General features: G+C 67.3%; 10 protein-coding genes and 1 pseudogene. 4 read left to right on the plus strand and 7 right to left on the minus strand.

What is annotated here, in order from left to right; genetic code table 11:
- Nucleotides 1-66 precede the first annotated feature (66 nt).
- Nucleotides 67-579, plus strand: a complete 513-nt coding sequence (locus tag AC1RUS_RS00175) for a hypothetical protein (protein ID WP_492911828.1) — start codon at nt 67-69, stop codon at nt 577-579.
- Nucleotides 580-582: 3 nt separating this feature from the next.
- Here AC1RUS_RS00175 and AC1RUS_RS00180 read toward each other — a convergent pair whose 3' ends face one another.
- Nucleotides 583-2313 carry an ATP-binding protein gene (locus AC1RUS_RS00180; protein ID WP_492911830.1) on the minus strand — a complete coding sequence of 577 codons (1731 nt, stop codon included), beginning with the start codon at nt 2311-2313 and terminating at the stop codon, nt 583-585.
- Between the two features lie 104 nt (nt 2314-2417).
- Nucleotides 2418-3410 (minus strand): glucokinase, encoded by a 993-nt coding sequence (locus AC1RUS_RS00185; protein ID WP_492911832.1) that lies wholly within the window; start codon nt 3408-3410, stop codon nt 2418-2420.
- 336 nt (nt 3411-3746) lie between these two features.
- Here AC1RUS_RS00185 and AC1RUS_RS00190 point away from each other — a divergent pair, with 336 nt between their 5' ends.
- Nucleotides 3747-3995 (plus strand): PilZ domain-containing protein, encoded by a 249-nt coding sequence (locus AC1RUS_RS00190; RefSeq protein WP_492911834.1) that lies wholly within the window; start codon nt 3747-3749, stop codon nt 3993-3995.
- A gap of 69 nt (nt 3996-4064) precedes the next feature.
- Here AC1RUS_RS00190 and AC1RUS_RS00195 read toward each other — a convergent pair whose 3' ends face one another.
- Nucleotides 4065-4502: a helix-turn-helix domain-containing protein gene (locus AC1RUS_RS00195; protein ID WP_492911836.1), complete on the minus strand. Its 438-nt coding sequence runs from the start codon at nt 4500-4502 to the stop codon at nt 4065-4067.
- A 140-nt stretch (nt 4503-4642) separates the two neighbouring features.
- Entirely contained in the window at nt 4643-5464 is an 822-nt protein-coding gene (locus tag AC1RUS_RS00200) for an acyl-homoserine-lactone synthase (RefSeq protein WP_492911838.1), read from the minus strand.
- A gap of 247 nt (nt 5465-5711) precedes the next feature.
- On the opposite strand from AC1RUS_RS00200, the pseudogene AC1RUS_RS00205 reads away from it, so the two are divergent.
- Nucleotides 5712-6002 (plus strand): annotated as a pseudogene (locus AC1RUS_RS00205) (Mpo1-like protein); the annotation flags it as partial.
- A 7-nt stretch (nt 6003-6009) separates the two neighbouring features.
- Here AC1RUS_RS00205 and AC1RUS_RS00210 read toward each other — a convergent pair.
- The 3 genes from AC1RUS_RS00210 to AC1RUS_RS00220 form a co-directional block, all read right to left on the minus strand.
- Nucleotides 6010-6738, minus strand: coding sequence for a helix-turn-helix transcriptional regulator (locus tag AC1RUS_RS00210; RefSeq protein ID WP_492911840.1), 729 nt, complete (start codon nt 6736-6738; stop codon nt 6010-6012).
- 81 nt (nt 6739-6819) lie between these two features.
- The gene (locus AC1RUS_RS00215) at nt 6820-8352 is read right to left on the minus strand and encodes a response regulator (RefSeq protein ID WP_492911842.1); all 1533 of its coding nucleotides are present in this window, start codon (nt 8350-8352) and stop codon (nt 6820-6822) included.
- Between the two features lie 197 nt (nt 8353-8549).
- Complete coding sequence (locus AC1RUS_RS00220) at nt 8550-11375, minus strand: TonB-dependent receptor (protein ID WP_492911844.1); 2826 nt, start codon at nt 11373-11375, stop codon at nt 8550-8552.
- Nucleotides 11376-11900: 525 nt separating this feature from the next.
- Here AC1RUS_RS00220 and queC point away from each other — a divergent pair.
- A complete protein-coding gene (gene queC, locus AC1RUS_RS00225) occupies nt 11901-12617 on the plus strand; it encodes a 7-cyano-7-deazaguanine synthase QueC (RefSeq protein ID WP_492911845.1) in 717 nt (238 codons plus the stop codon).
- Nucleotides 12618-12663: the final 46 nt, after the last annotated feature.

Consider the following 12663-nt stretch of genomic DNA (forward strand, 5'->3'; position numbering starts at 1 on the left):
ATGTGGGCGAGACCTTAGACGACGATCGCGCGCGATGGCCATGGTCAAGCATGGGCGTTGCGGCGCGTGGCGGAAATCGAAGCAACTTCGCCGCCGGCCGGCCGTTGCCCCGCCATGGCCCGCGCCCCGAGGATCTTCACCTGGTCGGATGGTTTCCACCGCTACACCGTGGCGGCAAGCTCGCGCGCCAAGGCCCTGGCGGCCTGGGAGACCGACCGCGATCTCTTCAAGGAGGGCGTGGCCCAGGAGATCGCCGAAGGGCCGGATGCGGCGGCGGCGATCGCCGCGCCCGGGGCGGTGATCCGGCGGGCCGAGGCCGGGCTGAAGGCCGCCGTGGAGAAGATGCCCAGGCCCAGCGCGCCCAAGCCGTCGGCCAAGGCCGAGGACCGGCGCAAGCTGAAGGCGGCCCGCGAGGCCCTGGCCGCGGCGGACGCCGAGTTCGAGCAGGCGCAGGACGCGCTGGAGGCGCGTCGCCGCAAGCTGGACGAGGACGCCGCCGCCCTGGCCAAGGAGCGCGAACGCCGGCGCGGCCCGCTGCTGCGCGACATCGCCCGGCTCTCTGCCAAGCTGGACGATTAGCGCCTAGACCGGCGTCAGGCTCGGCGCGGCCTCGACCTGCTCGGTCGGCTTGGCGCATAGGGCGGCGATGGTCAGGATCAGGTCGGCGGGCTTGATGGGCTTGGGCTGGACGGCGTCGAAACCGCAGGCCAGCAGCGCGTCCTCGTCGCCGTGCATGACGTCGGCGGTCAGGGCGATGACCGGCAGGTTGGACGCGCCCGCCGCACCGGTGCGGAGGCGTTTCAGCGCCTCCAGCCCGTCCATGTCGGGCATGTTGACGTCCATCAGCACCACGTCGAAGGCCTGCTCGCCCAGGCGCTCCAGGGCGTGGCGGCCGTTGTCGGCGACCTCGACCCGCGCCCCGGCGGCCTCGAGGATGGCCCGGGCCACCACCTGGTTGACCGGGTTGTCATCGGCGACCAGCACGTCCAGGCCTTCGATGCCGAGGCGCTCCGGGACCAGGCCGGCGACGGGCGGCGCGGCGGACGGCAGCGGCAGGCGCAGGACGAAGGTCGAGCCCTGGTCGGGCGCGCTGCGCACCGCGATGGTCCCGCCCATCAGTTCGGTCAGCTGCCGGCAGATCGACAGGCCAAGACCCGTGCCGCCGAACCGTCGGGTGATCGAGGCGTCGGCCTGGGAGAAGGTCTGGAACAGCCGCGCCTGCTGCTCGGCGCTCATGCCGATGCCGGTGTCGGAGATCTCGATCTCCATCAGGCCCTCCGGCGTCACGGCCAGGACTAGGCTGACCTGGCCGCCGGAGGTGAACTTCAGGGCGTTGGAGACCAGGTTGTTGAGGATCTGGCGCAACCGCGTCGGATCGCCGCGCACCCAGGTCGGAACGCCAGGCGCGATCCGCCAGTTCAGGCTCACGGCCTTGGCCTGGGCGGCCTGCAGCCACAGGCCGCGGACCTCGTCGGCCAGGGTGTGGATGTCGAAGGTCAGGTCCTCAAGCTCCAGCCGGCCGGCCTCGATCTTGGAGACGTCCAGGATGTCGTTGAGGATGGTCATCAGGCCGTCGCCCGAGCGGATCAGCATCGCCACGTGCTCGGCTTGGCGCGGGGTCAGACCGCTGGCGTTCAAGGCGTGGGCCATGCCCAGCACGCCGTTCATCGGGGTGCGCAACTCGTGGCTCATGGTCGCCAGGAACATCGATTTGGCGTCGCTGGCGGCCATGGCGGCGCGCTCGGCGCTTTCCAGGGCGGTGACCCGCTTGGCGTTCGCGCTGGCGCTGGACACCGTGTAGATCATGACCAGGAACACGGCGAACAGGATCGTGGCCAGCCGGCCTCCGGAAAAGCCGCCGAACAGGATCGGCATCAGGGCCAGGGACAGGGCGGGCAGGCCCGCGTCGATCGCGAACAGCAGCCGCGAGCGGAAGGTCACGGCCTGGGCGTGGATCATCTGGCCGGCCGACAGGCAGATGGCGGCGAAGCGCAGGGCCTGGTCGCCCGACAGCCACAGCACCACGGCCAGCGACGTCCAGACGCTGACCATGAACACGACGGCCGAGACATAGCCCAGGCGGCGCTGGCGCACGCTGAAGCGCAGCAAGGTCGCTACCCGGCTGATCGCCCAGCCATAACCCTCGGCGAGCAGAGCGGCGGCGAACCAGATCGCTGCCACGCGCCAGCCCATGTGGAAGATCAGGAAACCGAAGATCAGCACGGCCATGCCCAGGCGACCCGGGCGGGCGCTGCGGCCCGCGACGGCGATCTCGTCGATCTGATCGTCCAACAGGCGGACATGGCCCAGCATGCGAAGCGCGCTCCAGGCGCTTCCGTCGCGCCTGGACGCAATCTGCGCCGTGAGCCTTTCCAGCCCGTTGGCGAGGGGTGCGACGTTTCGTCCCGGGGGGCGGATCAGCAGTCCAGGAACTCGACCTCGCTGGCGTTGTAGCGCAGGTCGCTCGGCGAAAAGAGGCTGGAGAGGCCCAGCAGGGTGCAGCGGCCGCGCGCCAGATAGACCGGGATGGTCGACAGATAGCCGCTCATCCGGCCCTTGGCGCGGAAGCGGCGGGCGAAGGCCTCGCGGTCGAGCAGACCGTCCAGGCGCTCCAGCAAGGGGCTGTTCAGATAGACGCCGCCGCGCGCCGCATAGAGCAGGGCGACGTCGCCGACGAAGGCGCCGAGCAGGGCGCTGAAGATCGAGATCGCTTCCTTGGCGACAGGATCGCCGGCCCTGCAAGTTTCGATGATAACGCTGTCATCGGTGGGCGAAAAAATCGCGGCTTCGGGGGCGGCGAGCAGGGCGTGAATTTCGCCAAGGCCTGTCTGGCTCAGCAGCCGCTCGGCCGAGATGTGGTCGTGTCCGGCGCGCAGGCGCTCGAAGATCATCGCCTCGCGCGGCTCGCCCGGCGCGAAGTCGACATGTCCGCCCTCGCTGGGCACCGCCAGCCATCCGTCGGAGCGCAGCGGCGCCAGGGCGGCCACGCCGAGGCCCAGGTCCGGACCGACCACAGCGATGGTCGCGGACTTGGACGGGACGCCGTCATGGAGCGTCTCCAGGGCGTCGGCCGACAGCCGGGGCGCGCCCATGGCGCAGGCGGTGAAGTCGTTGATCAGGTGGACGCGCGGCGTCCGCAGCAGGCTGCGCAGCCAGCTCTGGCCGACCGTGAAGCCGGCGCTGGTCAGCACGATCTCGCCATCGATCTCGGGACCCGCCGCGCAGACGGCCGCGCCGATCAGGTTGTCGAACCCGATCTCCAGCGCGGCGGCCGTCAAAGCCGTCTCAAGGTCCGCCAGAGAGGCGCAGGGCAGTGTGCGGTGATCGCGTGGCGGCTCGCCTGGGCGTGTGATCGCCAGAACCAGATCGCGACCGTTCAGGTCGGCCAGAAGAACCGATCCCAGAGCCATTGGCGTTTCCTCGTGGCCGGGTTTTTCCCGTGCCGATCAGTTTGCTGCGCCACACATAGTGGCCCCGCGGAGGTTAACGTCTGGTCGCGCGTGGGCAAGCGCCGTCGTTCTGTCGGATATCTAACAAAATGTGCGCTATTTCATAGGGTTAATAGCGATAAAGCGTCCCGGAAGGCGAGAAAAGAGGCGCCGTTGCACGGCCGATTAACCGCGCCATGCGTTTATACCTTCATGTCGAAGTACGCGTCAGGTAGCGAAGGCGATCGGCGGGGCGCGCCCCGCATGTCGACCCAGAGGGCCGGAAAGGTCCTTTGCGGCTCCTTCGCTTGGGATTGCGTGATCCGCGACGTCTCGGACTCTGGCGTTCGCGTGCAGATGCTGGCCGGGGTCGCCCCGCCCTCCAAGGTGCAGCTCGTCGATCTCGCCGCTGGCCTGGCCCACGACGTCCAGACGGCCTGGCAGAAGGATCGGGAGGTCGGCTTCAAGATCCTGAAGACCCACGACCTGCGCGGCCTGACCCACGCCTCGGCCCGCACCGCCAAGAACATCTGGACGGCGTCCCTGACGAGGGCCTCGGTCAGCTAGGTTCCCGACAGCAAAAAGCCCTGGCGGCAGACCGTCAGGGCTCAAGGCTTCAGCTTCAGGCTGCTGAAATCAGGCGGCGGATTCGCCGCGACCGGCTTCGTCGGCCATGGCGCGCACCAGGTCGAGGACCTGGCGGCGAACGCGGCCGCGACCGATGCGCGGGAAGACCTCGGCCAGTTCCATGCCTTCCGGCGTGGTCAGGAACTCCTGCACCACGCGCTCGGCGTGCTGGCTGGCGTCGTCGACTTCCGAGCCGCCCATGGGATCGGCCAGGCCGTCGAAGAAGAATGACACCGGGACCTGCAGGGTCTTGGCGATCTCGTACAGCTTGCTGGCGCTGACGCGGTTGGCGCCACGCTCGTACTTCTGCACCTGCTGGAAGGTCAGGCCCAGGGAATCGGCAAGCTGCTCCTGGCTGACGCCGAGCAGCTTGCGGCGCATACGAACGCGTCCGCCGACGTGCAAGTCGACCGGGTTCGGACGACGGCCTTCGGTTTCTTCGCTCATGTTTTTCGCCTCCAACGGTTGTTCACGCAGAATGACACGACCGTGACCTTGGCGGAAGTATGCGCGGCGTTACGTCGCGCTGGTTGTGGAATTGTCCTCAAATCGGGTTCGCGAACGTTTGTTTCCGCAAAACTTTCGCCTCAGGCGTGCAGTCCGATCGGACGCCCGCTGTCGCGCTCGGCCCAGATTCGGCGCGCCTGGCCCGAGGTGTCATGCAGCCGGAACAGCGTTTCGGCGGCCAGGGTTTCGTCGCGCTCGGCCCCGGCGGACAGTTGAGGGGTCATCGCGCGGGTCACCTGACGTTGCACTGCGGCCAGGTCGCCGAAAGCGAGCATGTCCATGGTGTCGACGTGATAGCCCAGCGGCGACTCGCGGCCGAGCGCCTCGAGCACGCGCTCGAGCAGGCCGCGCGACAGGGCGATCTCCGATCCCGCCACGACGCCGTACTCGTACGGGCGCGGCAGGCCGACGAGGCGGGTGTCGATCGGCGAGTTCATGATCCCGGGATAGAGCTGCATGTCGATCATGCCGACAAAGCGCGTGACGCCATTGGCCAGGGCCAGCTCCATCGCCGCCGCCCATGCCTCGAACACCCGCTCGCCGCGACCCGGACCCTTGCGCTTGCGATAGGCCTCGGTGGTGAACAGGCGGCTGGCCTCCCAGACGTCGCGGCCCTTCTTGGGCGTCTCGCCCGGAGCGATCAGGTGGGGGAACTTGTCGGCCAGCATGCAGCGGTCGTCAGTGGGGCGCAGCCGCAGGCCGACCTCCAGCTGCATTTCGTCATTGAAGCCCAGGAGGTAGATGGCGCGGGCGTCGTCGTAGTCGTCGATCTCGCCGCCATCCAGCACCACGAGGTCGACCCAGCCGTTCTTCTCGACGCATTGCAGTCGCCGCTGTTCATGCATGGCCCACAGCTGCGGGCCATACAGATGACGGTTCTCGGACGTTACGATGTGGATCATGACCGTTCCCCAGAAGTACGGCCGTGATTAAGTGTCAGGACGCCGGCCGATAGCGATAGGCCAAACGGCCTATGCCCCTCGCCGCGCGCTGTGCATTTCCGCACAAAGGCCTGCTCAAACCCGCGGCAGGCGCCTGTTTTCCAGGGGCGTGACCGCCAATCGACCAGCGATGGACGCGGTGCGGGCGGCCTTGCCATCGGCGGGCGGCGGGGCGAACATCGCCCGATGAGCTCCGTTTCCGACCAGCTATCGCAGTTTCGCGGCCTTCTACCCGTTCTATCTGACCGAGCACGTCAATCCGACGAGCCGGCGGCTGCATGTGACGGGGACGAGCCTGGTGATCGTCTGCCTGGTTCTGGGCGCGCTGGTCGACCCGCGCTGGTTCATCGCCGCGCCGCTGGTCGGCTACGGCTTCGCCTGGGTCGGCCACTTCGTGTTCGAGAAGAACCGGCCGGCGACGTTCAAATATCCGCTCTACAGCCTGGCCGGCGACTTTCGGCTGTGGTTCGAGGTTTTGACCGGCAAGCGCAAGTGGTGAGACGGGCCTAGCCCTTCGCCAGCAGGCCCAGTTCGCCCGCCTTCATCACCGCTTCCTGACGCTTCACCACGCCCAGGCGCTTCTTGGCGTTCTCGATGTGATGGTGGACGGTGCGCGGCGACAGCTCCAGGATTGCGCCGATCTCCCAGTCGGTCTTGCCTCGACTGGCCCAGTACAGACATTGGGCCTGACGCTCGGAGATCACCCCGTAGTCGGGATTGTCGTCCTGCATTTCCCAGTGCTTGAGCATGATGGTGCCGAACACGGTGGCCAGGCTCTCGATGACGGCGCGGGCCATGGGGTCGGTCTCGCGGGCCTCGGTGGCCATGCGGATCAGCACCTCGTGGCCGGCCGGACCGAACACCCGAACGACGAAGCCGTCGTTCATGCCCTGCTCGGAGGCCTCGTTCCACATCAGGTCGGCCCGGTTGTCGCCGAACGGCTTGGCGTCCGACCAGGCGAACGACCGCGTCGACTTCATCAGCAGCTTCACGCAGGGATCATGGACCACATAGCGCTCGCCCCAGTAGCGGGCGTCCCAGGCGTCGAAGTCCTGGCGGCTGAGGGTGGGCGGCTCCCGGCCATAGTGGTCGGCGTTGACGAGCGTGGCGCAGAACCGATCATAGCCGAAGGCCGCGAGGGCCAGGCCGAAGTGCGTCTCGACTTCGTCGGCGGTCGCGTAGTGCTGCGCCTTGCTGAGAAAATCCCAGGCCATCCGCTCGGCGGTGTTGAGCACGCGAACTCCGTCTTCAACTCAAAAACAGAGTAAAGCCTGTAACGCGTTCTGCCCAGAGACTGCTCGCGGAGCGTGTGCGGATCAGGCCGCGGCTTCCTCGGCGCCTTCGTCGTCGTCGCCGCCCAGCAGGGCGCTGAGCACGATGGCCAGGCGCTCGGGCTTGATCGGCTTTTCGACGACGTCCTGCATGCCGGCTGCCAGATAGGTCTGGACGTCGGCCGGGTCGGCGTTGGCGGTCAGGGCGACGATCGGGGTCGTGGCGGGGCGACCGGGCATTTCGCGGATGGCGCGGGCGGCGGCGACGCCGTCCATGCGCGGCATCTTGATGTCCATCAGGATCAGGTCGAAGCGGCCGCTCCTGGCCATCTCGACGGCCTCCACGCCGTCGACGGCCTGTTCGGACGTGCACTCGAACATGTCGCAGAGGGCTTCGGCCACCATGCGGTTGGTGGCGTTGTCGTCGACGATCAGGATGTGGGCGGCGCGGGCGTCGATGGTCGGTTCGGCCACGGCGACGTCATTGGTCTCGGCGGACGGGGCGACGAAGGCGAAGCGCACGGTCAGACCGGCGCCGCGATTGGCCTCGGCGGTGACCTCGCCGCCCATGCCGCGCATGATGCGGTGAGCCAGGGCCATGCCGACGCCCAGCGCCATCTCGGTGCGATCCTCGATGCGCTCGGCGCCGAGGGGGGCGTAGACGCGGGCCAGGCGATCCTCGGCCGCGCCGGCGGCGTTGTCGCGGACGCTGCCGTCGAGGTGGACGCCATCCACCCCTTGGCGGGCCTGGAGGCAGGCCTCGATGACGCCGCGACCGCTGGCCAGGGCGCTCTCGATCAGGGCGTCGAACACCTGCATCAGGCGCTCGTCGTCGGCCTCGACGCCGCATTCCGGCTCGCCATCGTAGGAGAACAGCAGGGTCGAACCGCCCTCGGCCGCGCGGGCCGACCAGCGGGCCTCGACCGCATCGGCCATGTCGCGCAGGCGGATCGGCTTGGGCGTCATCGGCAGATTGCCGACGGTGGAGCGGTGCAGGTCGATGGCGCGGCCCAGCATCGCGCCCATGTCGCGGCTGGTGTCGCCGATGGCGCGCACGAAGGCCGAGGCGTCGGGCGTCAGGCGCTGCTGCTCGAGTCTTTCGGTGATGGCCAGCACGCCGTCCAGGTGATGATTGATATCGGCCGCCATGCGCTCGACCAGCGCCATGGCTTCCTTGGCCTCGCGCTGACGGCGGCGATAGGAGGCCAGCAGCGAACCCAGCCCGCCGACACCGAGATAGTCGCCATCGTCGTCGACGGCGATGAAGGCGGTGCGGAAGACCGGCGAGGCGCTTTCAGCGAGGCCGTCGATGAAGCCGGCGATTTCCTGATTGGCCTGCACGATGCGGGGCGTGGCGTCCATCGCCCTGGTGATCGGCTCCCCCGTCAGGATCTCGGAGGCGACGGCCATCACGCCGACGAACACGTCGCGATAGACGACGCCCAGCGGCTTGCCGCCGTCGACGACGGCGACCGAGAAGGCGCGGGGATCGGCCGTGAAGATCGCCAGGACATCCTGGCAGGATGTGTCCGGGGCGATCGGGGCGCGGCGATCAATGAGACGAGATAGCGTTTCCATGCGGCCGCTTCGCTGGCGTCTGTGAAGGGACACCTTGGCCCGCACGCCGTTGCGGAGTCGTTAAGTCCGTGCAGATTCTCGCATCTTGGCCCGACCTTGCCTGGTCAGGCGCGCGTCGAGATGACCCCGCACGGAAAAAGGGCGGCGGATCGCTCCGCCGCCCCGTCTTCGGACGCCCTTTCAGGCCCGGAAAGCGATCACCAGCTCTTGGTGATGCTCACGCCGTAGAGGCGCGGCTCCTGGGTGATGACGTTGGTGAACAGGCCCGAGGAGTCGTCGGTCGTGTAGGCGTCGACGATCGGGGTGTCGTTGGTCAGGTTCTTGACGTAGGCGTCGACCGACAGGCCCCACTCGGGCTTCTCGATCTTCAGCGTGACGTTGGCGTTCTCCCACGACTTCAGCTTGTCGTAGGAGGTGTTGTAGACGCGGGCGTATTGGCCGGTCTGGCGGTAGTAGTCGCCGCGCAGGGTGGCCGACCAGCCGCCCGTGAAGTCCCAGGTGTACTGGGCGCCGACCGAGGTGGTCCAGTGCGGCGAGTTGGGCAGTTCGTTGCCCGACAGGTCCGCAGCCGTGCCTTCGATCGAATAGCCCGCGCCGTAGTTGTAGAGGCCGGTGGCGTTGGCCAGGAAGGCCGCCGTCGGAGCGGGCAGGCCCGCGCCGCCGAGCGCCGCCGGCGTGGCCAGGAAGCCTTGATAGGCCGCCGCGCCCGAGCAGGCGAAGGGCAGGGTGGCGCCGGCCCCGGCGGCGATGAGGGTGGCGACGCCGGCGGTTGTCAGCACGCAGTTGGCGCCCACGGCCGACGAGTTCGGACCCACCTTCACGACCGTGTAGGCGGCGTTGCCCTGGGTGCGGTTCATGGTGTCGATCGAGGTGACGCCGTCGCCGATCTTGGTGTGCAGGTAGCCGACATTGGCGTTCAGGCGCAGGTTGTGAACCGGCGACCAGATCGACTCCAGCTCAAGGCCGTAGACCGAGGCGTTGACGTTCTCGTTGACCGAGGTGCGGTTGACGATCTTCGAGATCTGGTAGCCCTGGTAGTCGTAGTAGAAGCCCGTGGCGTTGAAGAGCAGGCTGCCGCCGAGCATCGTGTTCTTGGTGCCGATTTCGACCGCGTTGACGAATTCGGGGTCGAAGGTCTGGGGCACGCCGACGGCGTTGGCCGGGACCCCCGGATTGATGCCGCCGCCCTTGTAGCCCTTCGAATAGAAGGCATAGATCAGGGTGTCGTCGGTGAAGCCCAGATGGGCCTTGTAGTCGAAGCCGAAGCGGCCGGTCAGCTCGCTAAAGCGCGCGCGCTGGTCGGGGTTTGACGGGTTCAGGGTCAGGCCCGTGCCGGCGGCCAGCAGGACGGTCGAGTAGTTCTTGACCGACTTCTTGTCACGGGTCTGGCGCAGGCCCAGGGTGAACTTCAGGTCGTCATTGGCCTGGAAGTAGAGTTCCCCGAACAGGGCGTCCGACACCAGGCTATAGGGCGTGCGGTTGTCATAGTAGTTGTGGCCGTCGCCCGTCGGCGTGGCCGAGGTGTCGATGCCGATGCAGTTGGCGGTGGTCGCCGCGTTGCAGTTCGGGTTGCCGGTCTTCTGGAAGTTCAGGGCCAGGCTCGACAGGGTCAGCGAGTTGCCGATGACGATGTAGTCGGTCAGCGTCCGGTAGGTGAAGTGGATGCCGCCGACGTTGAAGTTCAGCGGGCCGTCGAAGTTCGACTGCAGGCGCAGTTCCTGGCTGAACTGTTCGGACCGGCCCGACGAGACGTCGATGGTGGTGAACTTGTTGGTGTTGCCGACCTGCGGATCGTTGAAGAAGCCGCCGGGCGTCAGGGCCGTGCTGTTGAACGGGATCGGCGAGACGTTCCGGTTGTAGTCCTGCTTGGTGTAGACGGTGCCCTTGCCGTACGAGGTCATGGCCGTCACCGACAGTTCGTCGGTCAGGTCGTAGTTCAGGGTGAACTGGTAGGTGTTCGACTTGGACTGGTAGATCGGGTCCAGCGAGGTCTCGATCTGCTGCAGGTCGGTCGAGGTGGTGTCGCCGGCGTTGGCGTCGCCCGAGGTGAACCCGAAGAGGTTGCCCAGCAGGCCGGTGAGCGTGCCTGAGGTGTTGACCGTGCCATAGGCGGCGGCGTTGTACAGCGAGCCGGGCAGGCAGCCCTGGGTCAGGAAGACTCGCGAGGCGCCGGTCGGGACGCCGCCGACCGTGGCCGGGCCGTTGTCCTTGGTGCAGAGCTGCTTGCCGGTGCGGGCACGGTTGTCGTCCTCGTTGAAGCGTTCCCACAGGAAGTTGGTGCGCAGCTTCTCGGTGGGATTGAACATCACCTGGACGCGGGTCGAATACAGATCCCGATCGTCGACCTTGTGATTGTTGAAGGTGTTGGTGACGAAGCCGTCGCGCTTGACCAGGACGCCCGCGGCGCGGACGGCCAGCTTGTCGCCGGCGATCGGCACGTTGACCATCGCACGGTATTTCTGCGAGCCGTAGTTGCCGACCTCGGCGCGGACCATGCCCTCGAAGGTGTCGGTCGGCTTGGCGGTGATCACGTTGACCACGCCGCCGGTGGCGTTACGGCCGTACAGCGTGCCCTGCGGTCCGCGCAGCACTTCGACGCGCTCGACGTCGTAGAACTCGGCTTCGAACAGATTGCCCGCCTGTTGCGGGGCGTTGTTCATGTGGACGCCGACGCCCTGGTCGGCCGAAGCGCCGACGGCCTTGGCCCCGATGCCGCGGATCTGAAAGTTGAAGGTGTTGGTGAAGTTGCTCTTGGCGAAGGTGACGTTCGGGATCGCCTGCTGGAGGTTGGGGCCCCCGTCGATCTTCTGGGCTTCCAGGGTGTCCTGGCTGAAGGCGGAGACCGCGATCGGCACGTCCTGAAGGGCTTCTTCCTTCTTCTGGGCGGTGACGACCAGTTCCTCGATGACGGTGGTCTGCTGGCCGCTGGCCTGCTGGGCGAAAGTGGGGGTGGCGATGGCTGTCAGCGCGGCCGCCGAAGCGCCCATGGCCAACAGGCTCCGCAAACGCAGAGATTGCGACATTCGAATTCCCTCCCTGAACGCCGCGAGTCCTTTTGCCGGACTTCTGCGGGCGTCGTTTGTTTCCTCGGCGCCGTACAATTGGCGCTACGCGGGCGTACGGCCGACCCCTCGCAGCATAAGGCGATTGCATACTTGCGTTCTTTGACTGTCAACTGCCGCCAACCTAAGTGATCAGCGATAGGTTACGCCTTTTCACTTTCCCCCGCGTCACGTTCTCCTGTTTGGAGCAAGTTTCCACTCATATTAGAAAAACGGGTTTGGCGCTTACGTTACGGAAATCTGTTCCTTAACGCCCAAAACTCAAGCATGGCTGTGAGCAGGGTTCTCAAGACTATCCGGCTTCATGAGTCGGGTATCGTCAAGCAAAGTCCATTTTTCGGGGTTTCGGAGGCCTGTCCGGCGCGCGGAAACGACGTCGCGCCGCCTCGGGCGTTTCGAGCCGACGCCGCCTCGTGTAGAGGGAGGCCATGGTTTGCCTTTTCGACCTTCAAGCCGCTCGGCGCGCGCCGAGCCGGAGATCCGTTCATGACTGACGCCGCCCTGGTGCTGTTCTCCGGCGGCCAGGACAGCAGCGTCTGCCTGGCCTGGGCGCTGGAGCGCTACGACCGCGTCGAGACGGTCGGCTTCGACTACGGCCAGCGCCATGTCGTCGAGATGGAGGCGCGCGTGGCCGTGCGTCACCAGATCGCCGCGCGCTTCCCGCATTGGGCGCAGCGCCTGGGCGAGGACCACGTGCTGGACATCCGGAGTTTCGGCGCGGTGGCCCAGTCGGCCCTGACCGACGATCGCGCCATCGAGATGACCGAGCGCGGCCTGCCCTCGACCTTCGTGCCGGGCCGCAACCTCGTGTTCCTGATCTACGCGGCCGCCCTGGCCGACCGCCGGGGCCTGAACGCCCTGGTCGGCGGCATGTGCGAGACCGACTTCTCGGGCTATCCCGATTGTCGGCGCGACACGCTGGACGCCATGCAGTCGGCCCTGAACCTGGGCATGGACCGCGACTTCCGGGTCGAGACCCCGCTGATGAAGCTGACCAAGGCCGAGACCTGGGCCCTGGCCAAGACGCTGGGCGGCGAGGACCTCGTCGACCTGATCGTGGTCGAGAGCCACACCTGCTATCAGGGCGAACGCGGCGACCTTCACCCCTGGGGCCACGGCTGCGGTGACTGCCCGGCCTGCGACCTGCGCCAGAAGGGCTATGAGGAATGGGACGCGGCGGGCCGGGAGGTGCTCGGTGCGTGAAAACCTCGCCCTTCGACAGGCTCAGGGTGAGGTTTTCAGTCTGGCC

Source organism: Caulobacter sp. GW821-FHT10F06, from assembly GCF_058809215.1.